This is a genomic window from Pseudomonas sp. C2.3V (assembly GCF_058536325.1).
Genome location: NZ_JBZUBN010000001.1, coordinates 3,579,403 through 3,602,406 on the forward strand (window position 1 = coordinate 3,579,403; position 23,004 = coordinate 3,602,406).

At 60.6% G+C, this 23,004-nt stretch carries 18 protein-coding genes and 2 pseudogenes; 10 read left to right on the forward strand and 10 right to left on the reverse strand.

The genetic code is table 11. The features are described from left to right. The first annotated feature begins 3 nt into the window (after positions 1 to 3). Both AC4LF3_RS17030 and xopAW read left to right on the forward strand, forming a co-directional pair. Complete coding sequence (locus AC4LF3_RS17030) at positions 4 to 1,113, forward strand: sensor histidine kinase (RefSeq protein ID WP_491835963.1); 1,110 nt, start codon at positions 4 to 6, stop codon at positions 1,111 to 1,113. 118 nt (positions 1,114 to 1,231) lie between these two features. Continuing rightward, positions 1,232 to 1,933 carry a XopAW family type III secretion system calcium-binding effector gene (gene xopAW, locus AC4LF3_RS17035; protein ID WP_491835965.1) on the forward strand — a complete coding sequence of 234 codons (702 nt, stop codon included), beginning with the start codon at positions 1,232 to 1,234 and terminating at the stop codon, positions 1,931 to 1,933. Positions 1,934 to 1,978: 45 nt separating this feature from the next. Here xopAW and AC4LF3_RS17040 read toward each other — a convergent pair whose 3' ends face one another. Further along, on the reverse strand, positions 1,979 to 3,058 hold the full coding sequence (locus AC4LF3_RS17040) for a zinc-binding metallopeptidase family protein (protein WP_407362348.1): 1,080 nt from the start codon (positions 3,056 to 3,058) through the stop codon (positions 1,979 to 1,981). A gap of 80 nt (positions 3,059 to 3,138) precedes the next feature. Then, the gene (locus AC4LF3_RS17045) at positions 3,139 to 3,318 is read right to left on the reverse strand and encodes a hypothetical protein (protein ID WP_074822038.1); all 180 of its coding nucleotides are present in this window, start codon (positions 3,316 to 3,318) and stop codon (positions 3,139 to 3,141) included. A gap of 351 nt (positions 3,319 to 3,669) precedes the next feature. On the opposite strand from AC4LF3_RS17045, the gene AC4LF3_RS17050 reads away from it, so the two are divergent. Then, positions 3,670 to 3,960, forward strand: coding sequence for a hypothetical protein (locus AC4LF3_RS17050; RefSeq protein WP_010795806.1), 291 nt, complete (start codon positions 3,670 to 3,672; stop codon positions 3,958 to 3,960). Positions 3,961 to 3,983: 23 nt separating this feature from the next. Here AC4LF3_RS17050 and AC4LF3_RS17055 read toward each other — a convergent pair whose 3' ends face one another. The 8 genes and pseudogenes from AC4LF3_RS17055 to AC4LF3_RS17090 form a co-directional block, all read right to left on the reverse strand. Continuing rightward, entirely contained in the window at positions 3,984 to 4,685 is a 702-nt protein-coding gene (locus AC4LF3_RS17055; RefSeq protein ID WP_491835968.1) for a response regulator, read from the reverse strand. Positions 4,686 to 4,745: 60 nt separating this feature from the next. Then, positions 4,746 to 7,391 (reverse strand): DUF4118 domain-containing protein, encoded by a 2,646-nt coding sequence (locus AC4LF3_RS17060; RefSeq protein ID WP_491835970.1) that lies wholly within the window; start codon positions 7,389 to 7,391, stop codon positions 4,746 to 4,748. Further along, the gene (gene kdpC / locus AC4LF3_RS17065; RefSeq protein ID WP_491835972.1) at positions 7,388 to 7,933 is read right to left on the reverse strand and encodes a potassium-transporting ATPase subunit KdpC; all 546 of its coding nucleotides are present in this window, start codon (positions 7,931 to 7,933) and stop codon (positions 7,388 to 7,390) included. The genes AC4LF3_RS17060 and kdpC overlap by 4 nt, the downstream gene beginning before the upstream one ends. A gap of 28 nt (positions 7,934 to 7,961) precedes the next feature. Beyond that, positions 7,962 to 10,007 carry a potassium-transporting ATPase subunit KdpB gene (gene kdpB / locus AC4LF3_RS17070; RefSeq protein WP_491835974.1) on the reverse strand — a complete coding sequence of 682 codons (2,046 nt, stop codon included), beginning with the start codon at positions 10,005 to 10,007 and terminating at the stop codon, positions 7,962 to 7,964. Between the two features lies 1 nt (position 10,008). Beyond that, entirely contained in the window at positions 10,009 to 11,709 is a 1,701-nt protein-coding gene (gene kdpA / locus AC4LF3_RS17075) for a potassium-transporting ATPase subunit KdpA (protein WP_491835976.1), read from the reverse strand. Positions 11,710 to 11,719: 10 nt separating this feature from the next. Beyond that, a complete protein-coding gene (gene kdpF, locus AC4LF3_RS17080; protein ID WP_010795812.1) occupies positions 11,720 to 11,809 on the reverse strand; it encodes a K(+)-transporting ATPase subunit F in 90 nt (29 codons plus the stop codon). A 151-nt stretch (positions 11,810 to 11,960) separates the two neighbouring features. Then, positions 11,961 to 12,500, reverse strand: a pseudogene (locus AC4LF3_RS17085) (methyl-accepting chemotaxis protein); the annotation flags it as partial. 321 nt (positions 12,501 to 12,821) lie between these two features. Further along, positions 12,822 to 13,592: pseudogene (locus tag AC4LF3_RS17090) on the reverse strand (cache domain-containing protein); the annotation flags it as partial. Positions 13,593 to 13,840: 248 nt separating this feature from the next. Between AC4LF3_RS17090 and AC4LF3_RS17095 the strand changes: the two are divergent. The 7 genes from AC4LF3_RS17095 (at position 13,841) to AC4LF3_RS17125 (ending at position 22,938) form a co-directional block, all read left to right on the forward strand. Continuing rightward, positions 13,841 to 14,734, forward strand: a complete 894-nt coding sequence (locus AC4LF3_RS17095) for a chemotaxis protein (protein WP_010795814.1) — start codon at positions 13,841 to 13,843, stop codon at positions 14,732 to 14,734. A gap of 82 nt (positions 14,735 to 14,816) precedes the next feature. Next, positions 14,817 to 15,095, forward strand: coding sequence for a DUF3820 family protein (locus AC4LF3_RS17100; RefSeq protein WP_083397824.1), 279 nt, complete (start codon positions 14,817 to 14,819; stop codon positions 15,093 to 15,095). 177 nt (positions 15,096 to 15,272) lie between these two features. Then, on the forward strand, positions 15,273 to 17,396 hold the full coding sequence (locus tag AC4LF3_RS17105) for a TonB-dependent siderophore receptor (protein WP_491835980.1): 2,124 nt from the start codon (positions 15,273 to 15,275) through the stop codon (positions 17,394 to 17,396). A gap of 93 nt (positions 17,397 to 17,489) precedes the next feature. Beyond that, complete coding sequence (locus AC4LF3_RS17110) at positions 17,490 to 18,218, forward strand: DUF4198 domain-containing protein (protein ID WP_491835982.1); 729 nt, start codon at positions 17,490 to 17,492, stop codon at positions 18,216 to 18,218. Positions 18,219 to 18,342: 124 nt separating this feature from the next. Beyond that, positions 18,343 to 20,103: a sensor histidine kinase gene (locus AC4LF3_RS17115; protein ID WP_244322596.1), complete on the forward strand. Its 1,761-nt coding sequence runs from the start codon at positions 18,343 to 18,345 to the stop codon at positions 20,101 to 20,103. Continuing rightward, entirely contained in the window at positions 20,100 to 21,434 is a 1,335-nt protein-coding gene (locus tag AC4LF3_RS17120) for a sigma-54-dependent transcriptional regulator (protein ID WP_010795819.1), read from the forward strand. The genes AC4LF3_RS17115 and AC4LF3_RS17120 overlap by 4 nt, the downstream gene beginning before the upstream one ends. Before the next feature lie 193 nt (positions 21,435 to 21,627). Further along, complete coding sequence (locus AC4LF3_RS17125; protein WP_010795820.1) at positions 21,628 to 22,938, forward strand: MFS transporter; 1,311 nt, start codon at positions 21,628 to 21,630, stop codon at positions 22,936 to 22,938. Positions 22,939 to 23,004 lie beyond the last annotated feature (66 nt).

Below are 23,004 nucleotides of genomic sequence, written 5' to 3' on the forward strand. Positions count from 1 at the left end.
CCTGTGCGCCGTCTGGACACCTTATTTGCGCGTCTGTTCGGCGTACTGGTCATTGCCATCGTACTGGGCCACCTGCTGGCCTTCGCCTGGTTCCATTATATGGGAAGGCAGCCCGGCCCATCCCTGCTGCTGCCAGGCGCTGAGTCTCGTCTACCACCACCCGCGATCACAGCATTCAGTGGTCCTCACCCTCTGCCGCCTTTTACCAAGCCATCGCTCCCGCCTCCTGCCGGACCGCCGGTTTCGGCATTAGGTCAGCTTGGCTGGATGTTGGGCGGACCGTTCCCCTTTCAGTTAGGCACTCTGCTGGTTGCTGCCTGGATCAGTGCCCGTCTGCTGACCCGCCCTATCAGCCGTCTCACCGCGGCAGCGCAGGACCTGAGCGATAACCTGGACAGCCCTCCCATACCGGAAACGGGCCCTCACGAAACCCGTGAAGCGGCACGGGTGATGAACCAGATGCGCGAATGCATTGTGGCGCAGATCCAGCAACGCGGACGGATGCTGGCGGCGGTTTCCCATGATCTGCGTACACCACTGGCCCGCGTGAAGCTCAGGCTGGAAGACATCGATGATCCTCAACTGCGCAGCCGTGTAACGCAGGATGTGGACGACATGATCAACTTGCTCAACGCAACACTGGAGTACCTGCGCGAGCAACGCAGTGAAGAGCCCTGGGTGCTGTTCGATATTCAGGCTCTGGCTGAATCACTGACGGAAAACGCTCTGGATGACGGAGCCGATGTATCGCTGAGTGGCCAGTGCAAACCTGTTCGGGCCCAGGCCATGGCCCTGCGCTCATGCCTGACCAACCTGCTCGATAATGCACTGCGCTACGGGGGTAGCGCCGAAATCGTATTGAAGGAACATCCTGACTCCATAGAAATACAGGTGCGCGATCACGGTCCCGGCATTTCGGCCCAATACCGCGAGGCAGTATTCGAGCCGTTTTTCCGCCTGGAAGGCTCCCGTAACCGCAACTCCGGCGGCGTGGGGCTGGGCCTTGCCATTGCGCGGGAGTCCATTCAAAACCAAGGCGGCACGTTGCGCCTGGAAGAAACCCCAGGCGGTGGACTGACCGCCCTCATTATGCTGCCGATACGCTCGGCATGATGCCTTCAACCGCTGTGTATCTCGCCAGATACACAGTCACGATACCCACGACATACTCATGCGTGAAGCTTGAACCTGAGAACTCCCTTTAGCCCTTTCTCAGCCAGGTAGCCCCGTCATGATCAGTGGAATAGGTAACAGTCATTCCAGCTATTTCAGCAGTTACACTGCTAACAAGAACAGTACCACCGTACCCGCCAGCACCACGAGTGATGATGAAAATCCACTCAAGAATCTGTTCAAGGCCTTGGATGCCGACGGTGATGGTTCGATCAGCCAGAGCGAGCTGACCGCAGCCGCCTCCAGCAGCGGAGAGAGTGACGACAGCACGGCAATTGATGTCGACCAGCTGCTCAGCCTGATGGATCAGGACAGCAGCGATAGCATCAGCCCACGTGAATTTGCCAGTGCATTCGCACCACCACCGCCTCCCATGCCGGTAGCTGATGCAGACAGCGACGACCTGACCGACGAGCTGATCGTCAGCCTGGATGCTGATGCCAGCGGTACACTCAGTACCCTCGAACTGGCCGCTCTGGACGACACTAACAGCACGTCGCTGATGTCCGCACTGGACGAAGACGAGAACGGAGAAGTCAGTCAGGATGAATTGAGCCGTGCATTACAGGCCTCGATGATGGCGCAGACGGACAATGACGATAGCAGCACGTCTGGTACGGTCAGTGCAGCCAGCACCTCATCAACAGCCGCCAATGATGCCGTTAACCTGCTGGCGCAAGCGGTGATACGCAAGTACCAGAGCGTTAGCAACTATTCATTGGATGCGTCCAAGGCGTCCCGGATCAGCGTATCGATCTAAGTGAACACGAGGCCATTCTCCGAATGGCCTTTCTCTACGGGACCACTATCCGTTCACAGGCTTGCCGATCAGGTATTCCGTCAGCGTTCGGGCGCAGGCATCCATACCGTCATGCAGGACCACCTCATAGCCATGGGTATTTTCAGTTGGGATGGCGATACACCCTGCCTTACCTTTCGAGCCGGAACTGAGTATGGCACTGGCATCGGAAGCAAAATCCGGCATGAGCGCCGGTTGCGGATTGAGTCCGCAACGCTCGGCAGCCTGCAACAGATCGTCCGTTACGGATTTCGAGTAAAACCCTTTTTCATCACCGGTCAGCACAATCGGGTCGGCGCTAAGCTGCGTATCGTATTCCTCGGCGATAGGCCCCACCTCGACGGCAATGACAATTTCACCGGGTAGCGTTCGGGCTGCATATTGAGCACCGCCATTGGTTTCCTCCTCCTTGGTCGTAAAGACAAACACGGCATCGCGCTTGAGGAGGGAACGGCGCGCAGCCGTCAACGCAGCAGCCTTGAGCGTCGCCACGATAGGCGCACGGTCATCCAGAAAATGGGCTGCGATAGCGTCATTAACATTAAAGGGCTGGCGCCAATGTTGACTCAGTACAACTCGTGTACCAGCCCGTATGCCTGCTTCGCCCAGCTCATCCTTCGAGCGCCGGGTAAGCACATGCACATCCTTCCACTGCACATTGCCGCTGAGCACATCGGCTCCTTGAGGCGATTCGGGCGTGGCGTGCATGGTTCCGAATGACAGTACACCTGGCAGCAGGGCATGCTCACCCATGATATCGACCGGGCACATGCCAAAGTTCACCGGAAAGGCCCCGCCCAGTGCGACGACGCTCAACGTACCGTCAGGGTTGACGCGTTTGACGACCATGGCGATTTCATCCTGGTGCGCCATGATCACGACGCTGCGCTGTGCAGCCTCTTCCCGGGAAATCTCCTCGGTGGCCCGCACGACCCCGATCACGTTATCGGCCGCGTCGACCCATACCTCATCACAGCTGCGCTTGAGCTCACGTAGGCAGATGCGCCTGACTTCATCCTCCTGCCCGCCCGGGCCTCGGGCCAGAAGCAGCTCTTCCAGCAGTTTCAGATCCTCGGTGTTCGCCATGCCTTACCTTCCTGCTCCGGGCGACCTGCTCCGGGCGACCTGCCAGGCAGGCCACCAACCTTCAATCGCGCCCTATTGACTTACTTGCCGCTGTTGGCGTCCTGGTTGTCCTGGCCGGTGGCGTCGTCCTGGGGCGAGTGCATCTGGATGGATGCCTTCTCGGAGCTGGATTCGCTGGATTTGTCATCGGAGCTGCCAAAGCAGCCACTGAGCAGCACGGCACATAGGGTGAGTCCGACCATGCCTATTCTGGAAACCATCTTTCTACCTCCACGTCGATTTCCGGACCCGCCAATACTGAGGCCCGTGTAAGAAAGTCGACCGTCGATCGTTCTGGATGGTTCGAATTGAGGTGAGGGAAACCGGATACAGGCAGTGCCTCTTTCGTGACACAGGTCAACTCCACCGGTCAGTCTTTCACGTTTTTTTGACAATTGAATGATTTCAAATCGCTACCCTGCCGTTTCATTCATTGAAAGGGAGCCTTTACGTGCCCAAGACGTATCCGCTCATCTCCAAAATGAACCATTACCGGTACGGGGTATGGTCGACCAGATCGGGAAATGGCATATTGCCATACCACGATTTATTTGATGATTGAGAAGTACATCATGTCTCTAGCACCCAGTACCGATCAGGTAATCAGTACCCCTCGCCGTGCCCGTCGTACCAAGCACTACGAATCCCAGTACGACTTTCACAATCGCTTGCTCACCCGGTGTGAAGACCGGATCGAAGAGCTTGGCATGCTCGACAATATAAGTCGGGATGAAAAGATGACTCACCTGCAGAACATCGAACTGCTGGCCAATACCGTCTTGGCCCAGACTGAAGAAGAGGACCTGATCAAGCGCGCTCAGGCTGCACTTCAGTACAGTCGCGAGCAGATGCTCGAAGCGTGATCCGCCAGCGCCCAGGGATGGGCTCAGGCATCGTGCCTGTCACGTAGCCGGTAACCCACCCCAGGCTCGGTGATGATGTACTGCGGAGCAGCAGGGTCGTCGCCCAGTTTCTGCCGCAAATGCCCTACCACGACACGTAGGTAATGGGTGTCCTCGACATGGGACGAGCCCCAGATTTCCCTGAGCAGATGTTGCTGGGTCACCACGCGCCCCAGATGTCGAGCAAGGTGCTCAAGCACTGCGTACTCCTTGCGCGTCAGGGCGATGTCACTGTCCTGCACCGTGACGCGGCGGAAAGCAAAATCTACCTTAAGCGCTCCCAGGCTCAGGGCTGACTCCGTCTGCGGCTGGGCTACACCCTGCCTTAACAATACCCGTACCCGGGCCAGAAACTCCTGAATGCCGAAGGGCTTGGTGACGTAGTCATTCGCCCCTGCATCCAGTGCACGGACCTTTTCCTGCTCATCCGCCCGGACCGACAGAATAAGTATCGGTACGGACGACCATTCACGAATTTCCCTGAGGATGGTCTGCCCATCTTCATCCGGCAGGCCCAGGTCCAGCACGACCAGATCAGGCCGCTCCAGTGCCGTCTTGGCCAACCCTTCTGCGCCGGTGGCAGCCTCGATGACCCGATAGGTTTGGGCCGTCAGGCTGATGCGCAGGAATTTACGAATCTGCGGCTCGTCATCGACGATCAGGATCAAGGGTGCATTTGTGGTCATGGAAGCCTTCAGAAAAAGCGAACACTTTCCGCATGCTACGTTATTGAAAGGCGAAACGCCTCAGCCCTCGTTGTCACCGAGCGGTTGTGGATGCAGCGGCAGATGCAGGGTCAAGGTCGCCCCCTTTCCGTCCAGGCCGGTATCAACAGTCACGCGACCGCCGTGCGCGCCCACCATGCCTTGGCAGATTGCCAATCCCAGCCCTGTACCCTGTCCGCCTCTATCACCCCGTGCGGCGGTGTAGAACATATCGAAAATCCGGGCACGTTCCGCCTCTGGAATACCGGGGCCCTGGTCGCTCACAGCCAAGCGGATCTCTTTATCGTCATGCTCGACCGCAACGCGCAGACGCCCGTGCTCCGGGGAAAACCGCGCCGCGTTTTCCAATACGTTGATCAGGGCCTGTTCGATTAGGGCAGGATGCACATAGAGCAGCGGCATATCGGGGGGAACTGACGTTTCGACATGCAGCGGTGCCAGTACAGGCTTCAGTCGGCTCAGGGCGCTGGCCACGACGTCGCCTGGGGAGACCCAGTCGCGGGCCAGCTGCAGCCCGCCATGACCCAACCGGGTCATGTCGAGCAAGTTCTGGATGTACCGATCCAGACGTTCGGCTTCGAGGCGTGTCGTATCCAGAAGGGATTGGCGATCCTCGGCGCTGATGCTGTCGCCCAGCGTGGCCAATGTGTCGATAGAGCCGCGCATGGCGGTAAGCGGGGTGCGCAGGTCATGCGATACGGAGGCCAGCAAGGCGCTGCGTAGCTGCTCGGTTTCCCCATGCAGGCGTGCAGCCTCCAGGTCTTCGGCCAGACGCGCCCGCGCCAGCGCCTGGGCCAGCGGCTGACCCAGCGCAGCAAACAGCCGGCGCTCCTCGGCGCTCAGGCTCCTGCCGTCTTTCAAGGCAATCCCCAGCAGCGCCAGAGGGCCCTCTTCGGATGCCAAGGGCCACCACCACCAGCGCCCATGGGGCAAGGTATCCGTTCCATGACCGGCTGGCTGCTCGTGCTTCCACGCCCAGTCAGCCGCGGCACGCTCGCTTTCATTCAGGACGCTGGCGGTCCCAGCCTCGACATGCCACTGCTCATGGCTATCCCGGCTCATCAGGCAGACCTCGATGTCGGTGGAACTCAGCTGCTGCGCCGCAGCCTTCAGTACCGCCTGCCGGTCAGTGGCGGCCGTCAGCTTGCGGGAGAGTTCAAGCAGGGCGCCGGTTTCGGTTTGGGCCTGTCTGAGGCTGTTCAGCTGCCCTCGCTGGCGGGCCGCCAGATTGCCGGTAAGCGTTGCCATGAACAGAAAGAACATGAGCGTCAGCACATCCTGTTCACGCTGAATGGTGAACGAGAACAGCGGTGGGATGAACAGAAAGTTATAGGTCAGAAAGCTCAGAACCGCGCACAGGATGGCCGGACCACGGCTACTGCGAATGGCGACCAGCAAAACGGCGGTCAGGAATACCAGCGAAATATTGGGAAGCTCCAGCAGGCTGGAGGCGGCCTTGGCCAGAAGGGCTGCGCCCACGGTAGCGCCGATCGCCAGCAGGTAATCCCCGCCATTGCGTTGGGGCGCCTTTGGCAGGGAGGTGCCTACCTCCTCGCGGGCGTCCAGCACACTGATCTCAAGCCCCGTCTCGAACTGTAGCAAGCGCGAGGCCAGCCCCGTACCAAACAGACGGCGAACCCAGGTGGGCCGGCTGCGCCCAACCAGCAACAGGCTGGCCCGGGTCTCCACGGCGTAATTCACCAGGGATTTCGCCACCTCCCCGGCCCGCAGAATGACCACTTCGCCCCCGAGCCGCTCGGCCAGACGCTGGGCGGCTTGCAGGCGGGCGCGCTCGGCCTCGTCCTGTGTCCGCCCGGTCTCGACATGTACCAGGCTCCACGGCAGATGCCGGCGCTCCGCCACCCGGCTCGCATGGCGCACCAGCCGCTCCGCCTGACCGTCACCGTTGACCGCCACCAGCAGACGCCCCAGAAGCGCCGGGGCATCCTCCCCCTGGGCGCGATAACGCCGGGCCAGATCCGAGTCGACCCGCGCCGCTGCCGTCTGCATGGCCATCTCGCGCAGGGCGGTCAGATTGGTCTGACTGAAAAAGGCATCGATGGCTGCCCGCGCCTGCTCGGGCACATAGACCTTACCCTCACGCAGCCGCTCCAACAGCTCGCGCGGCGGCAGGTCGATCAGAACGATCTCATAGGCATCCTGCAACAGCCGGTCCGGTACGGTCTCGCGCACCTGTACGCCGGTCACATCACGCACCTGATCGTTCAGGCTTTCCAGATGCTGGACGTTGACGGTGGTGTAGACATCGATCCCGGCGGCCAGGAGCTCTTCGATGTCCTGCCAGCGCTTGGCGTGGCGGCTCCCCGGCGCATTGGTATGCGCCAGCTCATCGACCAGCACGAGTCGGGGTGGATTGGCGAGTACACCGTCCAGATCCAGCTCCGCCAGGTGCATGCCCCGGTAGTCGTATCGCCGTAGCGGTTGTTGCGCAAGACCAGCGACCAAGGCTTCAGTCTCGGCGCGTCGGTGGGTTTCCACAACGCCGATCCGCACGTCCACACCCTGTCGCTGCAAAGCCTGGGCAGCCTGGAGCATGGCGTAGGTCTTGCCGACACCGGGCGCCGCGCCCAGGAATACCTTCAGCCGACCACGTCCTTCGGCGTGGTCGGCAAGCAGTGCATCGGCGCGCTCGGCGGCATCGGTCATCGCGTACGCTCATCCAGGGCCAGATTAAGTTGCAGCACATTAACCACTGGAGGCCCGATCAGCGAGCGCTCCGTATGCTCGGCGATCAGTTTTTCCAGCTCATCGGCCGGTATGCCGCGCGCCTGGGCTATCCGGGCAATCTGATATCGGGCGGCTTCCGGCGGCAGATCCGGGTCAAGCCCGCTGCCCGACGTCATGACCAACGCCAGCGGCGCCGGCCAACTGCCCTGCTCATTCCCCAGCGACTCGGCGATTCGCTGTACCAGTGCCGGGTTGGATGCCGCGAGATTGCTCGCACAGCTGGACACCGTGGCAAAATCACCCGCCGAGGGACGCGGGTGGAACCATTGGTTTCCGGTAAAGGGCTGTGCGATCAATGCCGAGCCGATGACCTGACCCGCCGGGTTGCGAATCAGACTTCCATTGGCCTGACTGGCAAAGGCGGCCTGTCCGACACCGGCGACCACCAGCGGGTAGGCCACTCCAGTGATCAGGCTCAGGACCAGCATCATGGCCAGGGCGGGACGAACGTGCGCAAACATAACGATTCTCCTAAGGAAGACCGGCCGCTCAGGCCAGCCCTACAGCAGTCAACACCATATCGATCAGCTTGATTCCCACGAACGGCACCAGCAGCCCGCCGAGGCCATAAATCAGCAGGTTACGGCGCAGTAATTGGCTAGCATTGGCGGCCTGGATACGTACACCGCGTAGTGCCAGGGGTATCAGCACCACGATGATCAGGGCATTGAACACAATGGCGGACAGGATCGCGCTTTGCGGACTGTGCAGGCCCATCACGTTAAGTGCACCCAACTGCGGATAAATACTGGCGAACAATGCTGGCAAGATGGCGAAGTATTTGGCCACGTCATTGGCGATGGAAAAGGTGGTTAGCGCACCACGTGTAACCAATAGCTCCTTGCCCACCTGCACGACGTCCAGAAGCTTGGTAGGGTCGGAGTCCAGATCCACCAGGTTGGCCGCTTCGCGAGCCGCCTGGGTGCCGTCGTTCATGGCCATGCCCACATCAGCCTGGGCCAGCGCCGGAGCATCGTTGGCTCCATCACCGCACATGGCAACCAGCTTGCCGTCCGCCTGTTCCTCACGGATGCGGGCCAGCTTTTTCTCAGGCGTGGCTTCGGCGATCACATCATCAACACCCGCCTCGGCCGCAATCGCCGCGGCGGTCAGCGGGTTGTCACCGGTTACCATCACGGTGCGGATACCCAGCTTGCGCAGCTCGGCGAAACGCTCTCGGATACCGGGCTTGACCACATCCTTCAGGTGAATGGCCCCAAGCAGCTGCCCATCGGCACAGACCAGTAGCGGTGTTCCGCCATCCTTGGCAATGCGGTCGATCTCACGGGCCAGCATATCCGGCAGGTGGCTACGTGTCATGCCCAGAAAACGCAGCACGGCGTCCACTGCCCCCTTGCGGTAGACGTGGCCGTCCCAATCAATACCGGACAGGCGTGTCTCGGCGCTAAAAGTGATCGGCGTGACCGCATCACGGGCAGGCTCGTTCATGGGATGTAGAGCCCGCAGGTATTCGACGATGGATTTGCCCTCAGGGGTATCGTCCACCAGTGACGCCAGCAGGGCGCCTTCAGCCAGCTGTTTGGCCGTAACGCCGCTTGCCGCATACATGGCGCTGCACCGGCGGTTGCCAAAGGTGATGGTGCCGGTCTTGTCCAGCAGCAGCGTATGCACGTCCCCGGCAGCCTCCACAGCACGGCCGGATTTGGCAATCACGTTCAGTCGCACCAGACGATCCATCCCGGCAATGCCAATGGCCGAAAGCAGGCCGCCAATGGTGGTCGGAATCAACGTCACCAGCAGTGCCGCCAGGTACAGCATGGGCAGGTCCCCACCGGCATAGCGAGCAAAGGGCTGAAGCGTAGCGACCACCAGGAGAAAGATCAGGGTCAGGCCGATCAGCAGGATATCCAGCGCGACCTCGTTAGGCGTCTTTTGCCGCTTGGCCCCCTCCACCAGGGCGATCATGCGATCCAGCGTAGATTCGCCCGGATTGGTCGTGATGCGTACCAACAGCCAATCTGAGACGATCTGGGTATTGCCAGTTACGGCCGAGCGATCCCCGCCGGACTCACGGATGACCGGGGCGGACTCGCCTGTAATGGCCGCCTCGTTGACAGCAGCGATCCCCTGGACGACCTCACCATCTCCCGGAATCAGCTCACCTGCCTCGACGCGGACCACATCTCCTTTGCGCAACCCCACGGCCGGCACCATTTCGAACAGACCGTCCGAGGTCTGGCGACGGGCCATAAGGTCCTGCCCTACGCCTTTCAGGCTATCGGCACGCGCCTTGCCGCGTCCCTCGGCCAGGGCTTCGGCAAAGTTGGCAAAGAGCACCGTGAACCACAGCCACAAAGTGATTTGTACGGCCACGGCGGTACTCACTCCGGCTTGCGGCAAAAAGCACAGCACGGTGGTGAAGACGGCAGTCAGCTCCACGACGAACATGATCGGCGAGCGCACCAGCTGCCGTGGGTCCAGCTTCACAAAGGCCTGGACCAGCGCTGCCTGCCAGAGCGGTTTGCCGGGCGCAGGCGCAGCGGCAGCAGTGGTCGGTTGGGTATGCATGTTCATATCAATGTCCACCGAAAAGCATCAGTTGATCGGCAATCGGCCCAAGGGCCAGGGTCGGCAGGAAGGTCAGGCCACCTACCAAGAGGATGGTCAGGGTTAGCAGCGTGACGAACAGCGGGCCGTGAGTAGGAAAGCTGTTTGGCCCCTGCGGTACGGTACGCTTGGCGGCGAGGCTCCCGGCAATGGCCAGTACCGGCAGGATGTAGCCATAACGGCCAAGCAGCATGGCCAGTCCCTGCATCAGATTGTGAAAGGGCGTGTTGGCACCGAACCCGCCAAAGGCCGAGCCGTTATTGGCGGTGGCGGAGGTATAGGCATAAAGCAATTGGCTGAAGCCGTGGGGGCCGGGGTTGCTGATGGCCGATACCGGTCCCGGCAGGCTGATGGCCAGAGCCCCCAGCACCAGCACGCCCAGCGGCATGACCAGAAGTGTTGCCACCAGCAGGCGAACTTCCCGCGCTTCAAGCTTCTTGCCCAGGTATTCCGGGGTGCGCCCCACCATAAGCCCGGCCAGGAACACCGCGATCAGCACGTTGAGCAACATGCCGTAGAGCCCGGCGCCTACCCCGCCAAAGATGACCTCTCCCAGCATCATGTTGAACAACGCCACCAGCCCGGACAGCGGCGAAAGGCTGTCATGCATTGCATTGACCGACCCGTTGGAGGCCGCCGTGGTGGCAACCGACCAGAGCACCGAGGCCGTGATGCCAAAGCGGCTTTCCTTGCCCTCCAGCGAGGCCCCCTGCTCAACAGCCAGCGAGGCCAGGGCCGGATTGCTCTGCCATTCGGACCACAGCGATACGCCTATGCCGATCAGCAAAAGGCCCAGCATGCAGGCCAGAATCGCCCGGCTCTGCCGTAGATCCTTCACATAATGGCCAAAGGTAAACACCAGTGCGGCCGGGATCAGCAGCAGCGAGACCATTTCCAGGAGATTGCTCAGCGCCGTCGGGTTTTCGAAAGGGTGCGCGGAGTTCACGCCGAAAAAGCCACCGCCATTGGTGCCCAACTGCTTGATGGCGATTTGACTGGCGGCTGGCCCCAGCGGCAAGGCTTGCGTACCGCCCTGGACCGTTTGGGCGTCGATATAGGCCGAGAAGGTTTGCGGCACGCCCTGCCAGATCAGCAACACGGCCAGCACCAGGCTGAGCGGCAGCAGGATATAAAGCGTCGCGCGGGTCAGATCGACCCAGAAATTACCCAGCGCCAGGGCGCTGCGGCGGGTAATGCCGCGGCTCAAGGCTACCAGCACGGCAATCCCGGTCGCAGCGCTCACGAAGTTCTGTACGCCCAACCCTACCATCTGGCTGAAATACGACAGCGACGCCTCACCACTATAGGCCTGCCAGTTGGTGTTGGTGACAAAGCTGATCGCCGTGTTCAGTGCCAGGGTCCATTCAAGCCCCGGCAGATGCTGCGGATTGAGCGGCAGATACGCTTGCAGCAGAAGCATCAGGAACAAGGCCAGCAAGCCGACCAGATTGAACAGGAGCAGCGCCAGGGCGTATTGCTGCCAGCTCTGCTCCTGCCGGGCGTCAATACCGCCAAGGCGATAGCCCACCCGCTCCAGCGGCGCCAGGACCGGGGTAAGCCAAGTACGCTCGCCTTCGAGGGCACGGTAGAAAAAACGCCCCAGAAGAGGCGCTGGCGCTAGGAACAACGCCAAAAACAGGACAATCAACAGGCCATCGGCAGTGCTCATGGTCGCGGCCTCACGAACGGTCGGCGCGCATCAGCGCCACCAGCAGGTACACGAACAGGCCCACGGCCAATAGCAGGCACAGGCTATCCAGAACGCTCATGACTCTCTCCTTTACGCGGCACGACCGCTGATGGAGAGCATTGTCGGGAGGAGTCCTGTAAAGGATCGAGACGTAAGCCCCCAGGGAGGCGTAAAGAAAGCGTTAAGAAATGCAGGGCGACCCGTCAGGACCGGCCCTGCAAGGGAAGGCATTACACCTTGAACTGGCCGAGCAGATGACCCAACTGATCGGCAATGCCACGCAACTGCTGGCTGGCCTGACTCGTCTGCACGCTCGCCGTGGCGTTGGTCTGGGCAAGGCCGGCCACCTGCACGACGCTCTGATTAATCTCCTCCACCACATGGGACTGCTGCAGAGTAGCGCTCGCAATCGAGGCGTTTACCGCTGCAAGGTTACGCAGGGTCTGGTTGATCTGCTCAAGGCTGTCGCTGGCCTGACCGGCCTGCTCGATGGTGTGCTGCGAAGCCTGCCGGCTCTCCTGAATGACCCGAACCGCCGCGCCCGAATTGGTCTGCAGCCGCTCGATCATGGCATGAATCTCCTGGGTGGACTTCTGGGTACGCTGCGCCAGAAGCCTGACCTCATCGGCCACTACCGCAAACCCGCGCCCCTGCTCACCGGCACGTGCTGCCTCGATAGCAGCGTTAAGAGCCAGGAGGTTGGTCTGGTCGGCAATGGAGCGGATCACGTCGAGTACGGTGCCGATCTGGGTACTCTCCTGCGCCAGTGATTCGATGACCTCGGCGGCCTGAAGAATGGTATCTGACAACCCTTCGGTCTGGTGGAGGCTGGTCTGGATACTGACCAGCCCCTGATCGGCCCTACGTTCAGCACTCTGCACCTCGCCCGAGGCCTGTTCGGCGTGGCGGGCCACATCCTGGATGGCATGCGTCACTTCATTGATAGCCGTGGCGAGCATATCCATCTGCTGGGTCTGGGTGTCGCTGTGCCGCTGACTTTGGGCCGCAATGGCACCCAGCTCGCCCGAATGACGATCCAGCGAATGAGCGGCCGTCAGTAGCTGACGAATGAGTTCACCCAAATGCTCCGAAAACCGGTTGAAATGACGGCCCAGCTCAGACAACTCGTCACGGCCCGACGTGTCGAGCCTGTGGGTCAGGTCGGCCTCGCCACTGGCGATACTGGCCATCGCCTTGACGGTCGACGTCAGCGGTCGGGTGATGCTGCGCTGAATGAGAAAGATCAAGACGCCCATGAGCACTACGATGACGGCCCCGACGCCTGCCGTCTGCCAGACCTGTGCGCGAAACTCGGCCTGCAGATCATCCAGGTAGACGCCTGTCCCCAGCACCCAGCCCCAGGGCTCGAACTGCTTGACGTAGGAAACCTTGGGCACCGGCTCACTGGCACCGGGCTTGGGCCAACGGTAGGCCACAACCCCACCGCCGTTTTTTGCCACGACTACCATCTCATTGAACAGCGCTTTGCCGTCAGGATCTTTATAGGTAGAAAGGTCCTGCCCGTCGAGCTTGGGGTTCATCGGATGCATGACCATACGCGGTTGCAGATCGTTGACCCACAAGTAGTCGTTGCGACCGTAGCGAAGCGCTTTGAGCACAGCCAAGGCGCCTTGCTGCGCCGCCTCACGGCTGAGCGTGCCGCCCGCTTCCAACGCCTGAAAATGTGTGAACACACCCAGGGCGGTCTCGACCACATGCTGCGTCTTTTCGGCCTTGCCCTGATAGAGGTGCTCATAGGAGGCCCTGAGCGTCAGCGCGCCGAAGGCCAGCAGCATCAGGGCCGCGACGGTCAGGATCAACCACAGACGCGCGCGAACGGGGTATTTGCGTAAGACATCCATGCAACAGGCTCCTGTTTATTCTTGTTGAAGCTCACATGACATGACGGTGCCCGGACTCTTTTCGGGCTGTCTTTGGATTCATCGACTCCCTTTCGGGGATCTGAAGCCCGACCCGATGACTGGCTACGCTCGCCCGGCCAGTGGCTCCTCGGGCGGATGCGACAGAATGAAGCAAACTTTCGCCTAAACCTTCGCGTCTATTGGCCGATAGTCCTGGCAGCCAAGTTGAATTCCTGAACAGGTCACCCATGCCCAAGCACAACCCGTCCGATGACTCCCTCTCGCTGCTGCTGTTCTCATTGCGCAGCGGAAAGCTCATGGCCATCAACCTGCTCAAGGTCAGCGAAATCATTCCGTGCCCGCCCCTGACGCGCATGCCTGAGTCGCATCCACATGTCAAAGGCGTCACGACCCTGCGAGGCGCCTCGCTATCGGTGATTGACCTGAGCCGTGCCATTGGCGAACAGCCCCTGGCCGACCCTTCTGGTGGCTGTCTGATCGTGACCGAGATCAGCCGTACCAAGCAGGCGCTACACGTCCAGAACGTTGCCAAGATCATTCACTGCCGGTCGAGCGACATCATCCCGCCCCCCTTCGGCTCGGGTAGTCGCGCGTTTGTCACCGGCGTGACCCAAGTGGAAGGCACGCTGGTTCAGGTGTTGGATATCGAAAAGGTTATCCATGGTATTGCACCGCCTGCCATACCGCAGACGCCTTCGGCCCTGAACGAAGAAGATATCGAAGCCCTGGAGGCAACGCGTATCTTGATCGTGGATGACAGCCAAGTCGCGCGCAACCTGTCGCTTCATGCCCTGCAGACATTGAATATCCGTTGCCATGTTGCCCGCAGCGGCAAAGAAGCCATTGAAAAGCTTCTAGAGCTACAAGGCACAGATGATGAGATCAACGTGGTTGTCTCCGACATTGAAATGCCGGAAATGGACGGCTACGCCTTTACCCAGAGCCTGCGCGAGAGTCCGGACTTCAGCAGCCTCTATGTGCTGCTGCATACGTCACTGGATAGCTCCATGAACAGCGACAGGGCCAAGAAGGCAGGTGCCAACGACGTACTCACCAAGTTCTCGCCACCGGAGCTAACCCGCTGCGTGATTCGAGCGGCCCATGCCGTTCAGGGGCGCTGACCTCACCTGTCAGCCTCGATACGGTAGAATGTCCGGGTCCGGTGAAGATCCGGGCATTCCAACCGTTACCCTGTGAGGCTTTATGGACCCGAAGGATCTGCAACTGCTGGTGACCCGTGAAATGCCCTATGGCAAATACAAGGGTCGCGTCATTGCCGATCTACCCGGTCATTACCTCAACTGGTTCGCCCGTGAAGGATTTCCCAAGGGCGAAATCGGCCGCCTGATCCAGCTGATGCAGGAGATCGACCACAACGGTCTGTCACCGCTGCTCGAACCGCTGCGCAAAGCGCACCCGCCCAAGTCTGGAACCCGCTTTCCAGACAAGCCCCCGCGACCCAAGCGGTTCTCCTTCGACTAGCCGTCTTTCTTCCGCCTAAACACCTGAGGCGTTAGGACAGCGCGTTCCGTGCTCGTTGCATTCCAGACGACGCAATCAAGTTGCTATCAACTCGTTATTGATAACGATTATCATAATATATAGCATCCGCATCCTATCTCCGCGTCTGGCGGTTCTTACCAAGGAAAAGAAGAAGAAATGCGGCGTCTTATCGTCCCCGTGCTCTCTCTGCACGCCTTCACCTGCTATGCCCAGGAAACCCCATCCGACTCCGAGCCAGCCTCGTTATCGCAGATGGAAATCACAGCCAACGTGACCGAAAGCGCTCAAGGCCCCGTTGAGGGTTATCGGGCAACCCGTTCGGCCAGTGCCACCCGTACCGATACGGCCATCCACGAGACGCCGCAGTCCATTAGCGTAGTGCCGCGTCAGGTCGTAGAAGATATTGGTGCTACCCGGCTTGAAGATGCCCTGGACTACGCGGGGGGCGTAGAACGAGGCAACAACTTTGGCGGACAGGGTCTGACTGAGTTCCTGGTGCGGGGCTTTAGTACCCAGGAGTTCTACCGCAACGGCTTTGCCGTCAACCGTGGCTATCCCAATATGCCGGATGCCAGCACGATCGAGCGCCTGGAGGTACTTCGTGGCCCTGCATCCATGCTCTATGGCCGAGGCGACCCGGGCGGCACGTTCAATATTGTCAGCAAGCAGCCCCAGGCCGATCGGAAAACCGTTCTGGGCAGCCAGTTCAACACCCAGGGGCTGCGCCGCGGCACGCTGGACACCACCGGCGCACTGGATGAAAACGCCGAATTTACCTATCGCCTGAACCTGGTGGCTGAAGGCAGCGACAGCTTTCGTGACCATGTGGAAAGCGAACGGTACAACGTAGCGCCCGTGCTGCGCTGGCAGCTGAGCGACCGTACCGCTGTGATCCTAGAGGGCGACTACCTGCACAACCGCCATCCTATGGATCGGGGCGTTACCCGTTATGCCACCCAGGCCGGTCAGCTGCCACGCGATCGTTTCCTGGGCGAGGAAGACGCTGGCAAACTTCGTAATGAAAACGCCACCACCCAGCTGCGTCTGGAACACCAGCTCAATGACGACTGGGCCATTCGTGGCGGCGTGCAGTATCTCGACGGTAGCCTGGACGGCGGCGCCGTAGAGAACAATGGACTGGCAGCCGATGGCCGCACCATTGGCCGGAACTATAGCGAGCGCACCCTGGAATGGGACGATATAGCCTTCCAGACCAACATTGAAGGCCACTTCAAGACGGCGGGTTTTGCTCACACCCTGCTGGCTGGTGTCGAGTATGACGATTTCAATTACACATCCTTTATCCGCCGCTCCAGCGGCAGCGTCAGTGCCTTCCCGCTCGACCTCTATGCGCCGGTGTATGGCCAGCCGCTGCCTGCCCTGACCCGTACGACCACCCATGATGACGAGAACCTGAAGTCTTACGCGCTGTACCTGCAGGATCAGGTCGAACTTACCGACCGGCTCAAGGCCCAGATCGGTGCGCGGCTGGAACGCTTCGAGCAGCAGTACACGAACTACCTGTCCGCATCAGGCAGCTGGGAGCAGGCACATAACGCCGTCTCGCCTCGCTTCGGCCTGGTGTATGACCTGACCGACTCGCTGGCCGTGTATGCCAACACGGCTCGCTCGTTCAAGCCCAACCGGGGCGCCGATCGCAGCAGCCAGGCCTTCGACCCGGAAAAAGGCATCGCCTACGAGACTGGCATCAAGTACGACGTGCCGGAGCATGACCTGAGTATTACGGCAGCCCTGTTCCATATCACCAAGGAAAACGTCCTCACATCGGACCCGCTCGACAGCAATTACCAGATTGCGGCAGGCGAAGTGCGCAGCCGTGGCTTCGACCTCAGCCTGGCTGGCAATATCACGCCGCAATGGCGCGTTATTGGTGGTTATGCCTATGTCGATGCCGAAGTGACCAAGAGCACGACGTCTACCATGCCCACCGGCAGCCGTCTGGCAAACGTTCCCAAGCACAGCGTGAATCTGCTCAATACCTATGAATTCGATTCGGGTCTGTTGAGCGGGCTGGGCGTGGGCGTTGGCCTCAAATACGTAGGCGACCGCAAGGGCAGCACCTCGTCCACGGCGTTCGACATGTCGTCCTATACCGTGGTCGACCTGCTTGCCTATTACCCGCTGACCGACCGTATTCGCCTGAACCTCAACCTCGACAACGTCTTCAACGAGGAATACGACGAGCGTGCCTGGGGTTCGATCTGGGCCTACCCCGGTGCGCCACGCACCCTGCAGGCCGGAGTTTCCATCACCTTGTAAGCCGAACGCGGCGTGTGTCGGATTCATCGCCTGCACACGCTTCGCTTTTATCGAAACGCTGTATCCCGTCACGCTCGCTACAGGAACCTCGACATGAATACCAAGCACACCCTGGTGGCCGCCACCCTTGCGTTGTCCGTTTTCAGCGGCTCGCTGTTTGCCCATGCGCTCTGGCCGGAGGAGCGCCGCGGCCAGATCGAAGTAGTCTTTGGCGAAGGCGCCGAAGAGGACGCCTATGACCCTGCACGGATTTCCGGTGCCTGGGCATACGACACCTCCGGCAAGCCCGTACCGATCACGGTTGAAAAGCAGAGCGACCATGCGCGTCTGAAACCGGCCGCTACACCAGCGGTGCTGGCGGTTGCACTGGACAATGGCTATTGGGCACAAGGCCAGGACAAGAAGTGGGTGAACAAAGGGGCAACTGAGGTATCGGGCGCCCTCGCCTCAGGACGCTATTACAAGTACAGCCTCGCGGTTATGGAAAAAGACGCCAAGCTGCCCTCTCTGGACGCACTTAAATTCGCCATTATTCCTCAGCGCGATCCATTGGCCGTAGAGCCGGGTGAGACGCTGGAGGTGCAAGTCCTGCTCGACGGCAAGCCCGCCTCCGGTATCAAACTGTACGACGATGTGATCAACGACCCTGATCATGTCAGCACCACGACCGACGCCCAGGGCCGGGCACAGATTACGGTGCGCCATCATGGTCGTAACGTGATCGGCGCCAATACAGAGGTCAAGCAGGACGACCCCAACGGCCGTGTGCGCGGGATGTTTTCCACCCTGGTCTTTGTCAGCCCGAGCGACCACCACCATTGATGCCTACGTAGACCTCTGAAACAGCCCAGTCACCGGAAAACCGTTCACGTGCATTTCGGTGACTGGGCTGTCAGTACCGGCCGAACGCAGTATGATCCATGCTCCGCTGATCGCGAAGTCTGCCATGCGCCTGTCCCGTTCCTCGCGTCTGTTTGTTGCCTCGCTCGTCATCGTGGCCGGTGCCGTGCTGGTGGCCTATGCCGCCACACGTCAGGCTGAGCGCTATGCCCTGCGCGAAGCCGGTGCCCTGAGCGAAGAGCAGCTGCACCTTTATGCCCGCAACCTGCAAACCCTGATCGACCGCTACCGCTCCTTACCCGCCGTTCTGGCACTTGATCCCGAGATGAGCCAGAGTCTGGCCGGGCCCCTGAGTACCGAAGCCCAGCATCGGCTCAACCTTAAGCTCGAACAGCTCAACCGGGCAGCTGGTTCATCCACGTTAGAACTGCTCGACCGCACGGGCCTTGCCGTGGCTGCCAGCAACTGGCGCCTGCCCACCAGTTATGTAGGGCATAACTACGGGTTTCGTCCCTATTTTCTACAGACGCGCACCCGGGGAGCGGGTCGTTTCTATGCAGTAGGCGTCACCACAGGCATACCCGGCTACTTTCTCTCCCAGGCGGTGACGGCCGATGACGGCACCTTTCTTGGGGCCATTGTGGTCAAGCTGGAATTTCCAGAGCTTGAACACTCCTGGAGCCAGCAGCCGGATATCATCCTGGTAAGCGATGCGCGTGGAATCGTGTTTATCGCCAACCAGCCGGGGTGGCGCTACCGCATCCTTGAGTCGCTAAGGCCCGATGACCATGCCGAACTTGAGGAGACCCGGCAGTACAACCGTCAGCCCTTGTTGCCGCTCACTTATCAGCCCATGAACACCCTGGCACAGAATCAGCGCCTTACCCGGGTCCACGGCCCCCTGGGCGTGCAGGATTTTCTCTGGACTTCACTGCCCCTCACCGAAGAAGGCTGGACGCTGCACCTGCTGCGTGATCGCTCTCGTCTTCCTGCCACGGCCCAAACCACGGGCCTTGCGGCCGCCGGTGCCTGGTTTGCCCTGGTCTTCGCCCTGCTCTTTCTTCAGCAGCGACGGCGTCTGGCCCGTGAGCGCCAGCGCAGCCGTGATGAGCTGGAGCGTCTGGTCGAAGCCCGTACCGCCGACCTGCGAACCGCCCAGGACGGTTTGATCCAGGCCGCCAAACTGGCCGCGCTCGGGCAGATGTCCGCCGCCCTCGCCCATGAGCTGAACCAGCCGCTCACAGCCCAGCGCATGCAGCTGGCCAGCGTTCGCCTCCTGCTCGACCAGCAGCGTCACGATGAGGCTCGCCAGAGCCTTATCCGTATCGATGAACTCCTGGGCCGCATGGCTGCGTTGACCGGTCATCTGAAAACCTATGCCCGCAAGACGCCTGCCGGTCTTCGCGAACCGCTGGATCTGGCCTGCGTGGTAGACAAGTCCTTCGAGCTGCTGGCACCACGGGTCCAGAACGAGCGGGTCGACGTCAGCCTGCGCATGAGCCGACCCGCCAAGGTGCGTGGTGATGCCATCCGTCTTGAGCAGGTGCTCGTCAACCTTCTGCGCAATGCACTGGATGCCATGGCGGATAAATCGATTCGCCAGCTGGATATTGCTCTGACACCCGAGCGAGGCCGTTGGCTGCTGTCCGTCACGGATTCCGGCGGCGGGATTGCAGAAGAACATCTGAGCCAGGTTTTCGACCCGTTCTTCACCACCAAGCCGGTCGGTGAAGGATTGGGCCTTGGCTTAGCCGTGTCGTACGCTATCGTCCACGAACTGGGCGGCGAGCTGACGGTTGACAATACGGCCCAGGGCGCGCGTTTTATGTTGACCCTGCCCATGGTGATCGAAGAGGACCCGACATGACGGACCGCGTAATCGTCATCGATGATGAATCCACTATCCGGGAAGCCATCCAGCAATGGCTGCAACTCTCGGGGTTCGAGGTCGCGTTGTATGCCAGCGCCGAGGCCTGCCTGGCGCAGCTGACGCCCGACTTCGCCGGTGTGATCATCAGCGATGTCCGCATGCCCGGCCTGGACGGGCTCTCCCTGCTCGAGCAGCTTCAGACCCTGGACAAGGACCTGCCGGTCATCCTGCTGACCGGCCACGGCGATGTGACCATGGCCGTCGAAGCGATGCGCCAGGGTGCCTATGATTTCCTGGAAAAGCCTTTCAGCCCCGAGGCCCTGCTCGGCAGCCTCAAGCGCGCCCAGGAAAAACGCCGTCTAGTGCTGGAGAACCGGCGTCTGCACGATCACTCGGACCAGAAAGCCCAGCTGGCTGCACGTCTGATTGGCTATTCACGCCCCATGGAAACGCTGCGCAGACAGGTGCTTGAACTCGCCAATACGCCCGTCAATATCCTTCTGCGAGGTGAAACGGGTAGCGGCAAGGAGCTGGTCGCCCGTTGCCTGCATGACTTCAGCACCCGTAGCGCCAAGCCCTTTGTGGCGCTCAACTGTGCCGCCATCCCCGATACGCTGTTCGAGGCGGAGCTGTTCGGGCATGAGAGTGGCGCCTTTACCGGGGCAACCGGCAAGCGGATCGGCAAACTGGAACATGCTAACGGCGGCAGCCTGTTTCTCGATGAGATCGAAAGCATGCCTCTCGCCCAGCAGGCCAAGCTGCTGCGGGTCTTGCAGGAGCAGCAGCTGGAGCGGCTCGGCTCCAATCAGAGCATTCCTGTGGACCTGCGCATCATTGCCGCCACCAAGCCTGATCTGCTGGAAGAAGCCCGTGCCGGCCGGTTCAGAGAGGACCTTGCCTACCGTCTTAACGTAGCGGAGCTTTACCTGCCACCGCTGCGCGAGCGCCGTGAGGACATCCCCCTTCTGTTCGAGCATTTTCTCCAGCAGGCTGCCAAACGCCTGGGCCGCGAACCCGGCACGCCCAGTGGCAACCAGTTGGCACGCCTTCTGGCCCATGACTGGCCGGGCAATGTCCGGGAGCTGGCCAACGCGGCCGAGCGGCATGTGCTGGGCCTGGATAGTGGTGCTCCGCAATCAACGGCGGACCTTTCCCTCTATGAGCAAATGGAAGCCTTCGAGGCGCAATGCCTGCGTAATGCGCTGGCCCGGCATAAAGGCGACATAAAGGCGGTACTGGAAGAGCTCAAGCTTCCACGTCGTACCCTCAATGAAAAAATGCAGCGCCATGGGCTGATGCGGGAAGTCTTTCTGGAAACGGACGGCTAACCCAGGCGTAACCAGCGGCGACCATAGGCGGAAATCCGCTTATGGGTTAAAGGCCTTCGGCAAGATTCCGCTTACGTCCTCCTCTACAACCCGCTGGATACGGCCAGCACCCTAATGGCACGCCTCGTGCAGTCAGGATGACAAGCCGTGCGTTCACGCAGCGGCATACAACAATGATAAGAGAGGATTCCGAATGGAAAGCACCGCCACCCTGGCCGCGGGCGTAACGCCCAAGACCACGTCACAGCGCATCAAATCCATCTTTAGTGGCTCCGTTGGCAATCTGGTCGAGTGGTACGACTGGTACGTCTATGCCGCCTTCTCGCTTTATTTCGCCAAGGCCTTCTTTCCGCAAGGCGACCTCACCGCTCAGCTGCTGAACACGGCCGCCATCTTTGCCGTAGGTTTTCTGATGCGTCCCATCGGCGGCTGGCTGATGGGCGTTTATGCCGATAAAAAAGGGCGTAAGGCTGCGTTGATGCTATCGGTCGTCATGATGTGCGGCGGCTCGCTGATCATCGCACTCACGCCCAGCTATGCCACCATCGGGGTAGCCGCTCCCGTCCTGCTGGTGCTGGCCCGGCTCTTACAAGGGCTTTCCGTGGGGGGCGAATACGGCACCTCCGCCACGTACCTCAGTGAGATGGCGACCAAGGAACGCCGTGGCTTTTTCTCCAGCTTCCAGTACGTCACGCTGATCTCCGGCCAGCTCATCGCCCTGGCAGTATTGATCATCCTGCAGCTGACATTGACCAACGAGCAGCTGGAAAGCTGGGGCTGGCGCATTCCGTTCCTGATCGGTGCGGCCTGCGCTGTCACCGCGCTATACCTGCGCCGTGGAATGGAAGAAACCGCCTCCTTCAAGAAAAAGGATGAAAGCGTTGTCCAGGAAAGCCTGATGCGTACGCTGATGCGCCACCCCAAGGAGCTGCTGACCGTGGTAGGCCTGACCATGGGCGGCACCCTGGCGTTCTACACCTACACCACCTACATGCAGAAGTATCTGGTAAACACCGTAGGCATGAGCAAGTCCGACTCGACCATGATTTCGGCGGCCACGCTGTTTCTCTTCATGCTGCTGCAACCCGTAGTGGGCGCGCTGTCCGATAAGATCGGCCGTCGCCCCATCCTGATCGCCTTCGGGGTACTGGGCACGATATTCACCGTTCCGATCCTGTCTGCGCTGCACACGATTCAGTCCATGTGGGGCGCGTTCTTCCTGATCATGGCGGCACTGGTCATCGTCAGCGGCTACACCTCAATCAATGCGGTGGTGAAAGCCGAGCTGTTCCCAACTGAAATCCGTGCCCTGGGTGTGGGTCTGCCCTATGCACTGACCGTTTCGATCTTTGGCGGCACCGCGGAATACGTAGCCCTGTGGTTCAAGAGCATCGGCATGGAGACCGGCTATTACTGGTACGTTACCGGCTGTATCGCCTGCTCACTTCTGGTCTACCTGTTCATGAAGGACACCCGCGACCACTCCCGCATTACCCACGAATAATCCTTCCTCCAAAGGCCCCGCAAGGGGCCTTTTTTGTCGCAGCCAGCATCAATCAGGACGCTTTTG

What these genes read in the sequence shown, in the direction of transcription:
- xopAW (WP_491835965.1), top strand. Translation starts at nt 1,232, where the DNA reads ATGATCAGTGGAATAGGTAACAGTCATTCCAGCTATTTCAGCAGTTAC.
- AC4LF3_RS17040 (WP_407362348.1), bottom strand. Translation starts at nt 3,058, where the DNA reads ATGGCGAACACCGAGGATCTGAAACTGCTGGAAGAGCTGCTTCTGGCC.
- AC4LF3_RS17045 (WP_074822038.1), bottom strand. Translation starts at nt 3,318, where the DNA reads ATGGTTTCCAGAATAGGCATGGTCGGACTCACCCTATGTGCCGTGCTG.
- AC4LF3_RS17050 (WP_010795806.1), top strand. Translation starts at nt 3,670, where the DNA reads ATGTCTCTAGCACCCAGTACCGATCAGGTAATCAGTACCCCTCGCCGT.
- AC4LF3_RS17055 (WP_491835968.1), bottom strand. Translation starts at nt 4,685, where the DNA reads ATGACCACAAATGCACCCTTGATCCTGATCGTCGATGACGAGCCGCAG.
- AC4LF3_RS17060 (WP_491835970.1), bottom strand. Translation starts at nt 7,391, where the DNA reads ATGACCGATGCCGCCGAGCGCGCCGATGCACTGCTTGCCGACCACGCC.
- kdpC (WP_491835972.1), bottom strand. Translation starts at nt 7,933, where the DNA reads ATGTTTGCGCACGTTCGTCCCGCCCTGGCCATGATGCTGGTCCTGAGC.
- kdpB (WP_491835974.1), bottom strand. Translation starts at nt 10,007, where the DNA reads ATGAACATGCATACCCAACCGACCACTGCTGCCGCTGCGCCTGCGCCC.
- kdpA (WP_491835976.1), bottom strand. Translation starts at nt 11,709, where the DNA reads ATGAGCACTGCCGATGGCCTGTTGATTGTCCTGTTTTTGGCGTTGTTC.
- kdpF (WP_010795812.1), bottom strand. Translation starts at nt 11,809, where the DNA reads ATGAGCGTTCTGGATAGCCTGTGCCTGCTATTGGCCGTGGGCCTGTTC.
- AC4LF3_RS17095 (WP_010795814.1), top strand. Translation starts at nt 13,841, where the DNA reads ATGCCCAAGCACAACCCGTCCGATGACTCCCTCTCGCTGCTGCTGTTC.
- AC4LF3_RS17100 (WP_083397824.1), top strand. Translation starts at nt 14,817, where the DNA reads ATGGACCCGAAGGATCTGCAACTGCTGGTGACCCGTGAAATGCCCTAT.
- AC4LF3_RS17105 (WP_491835980.1), top strand. Translation starts at nt 15,273, where the DNA reads ATGCGGCGTCTTATCGTCCCCGTGCTCTCTCTGCACGCCTTCACCTGC.
- AC4LF3_RS17110 (WP_491835982.1), top strand. Translation starts at nt 17,490, where the DNA reads ATGAATACCAAGCACACCCTGGTGGCCGCCACCCTTGCGTTGTCCGTT.
- AC4LF3_RS17115 (WP_244322596.1), top strand. Translation starts at nt 18,343, where the DNA reads ATGCGCCTGTCCCGTTCCTCGCGTCTGTTTGTTGCCTCGCTCGTCATC.
- AC4LF3_RS17120 (WP_010795819.1), top strand. Translation starts at nt 20,100, where the DNA reads ATGACGGACCGCGTAATCGTCATCGATGATGAATCCACTATCCGGGAA.
- AC4LF3_RS17125 (WP_010795820.1), top strand. Translation starts at nt 21,628, where the DNA reads ATGGAAAGCACCGCCACCCTGGCCGCGGGCGTAACGCCCAAGACCACG.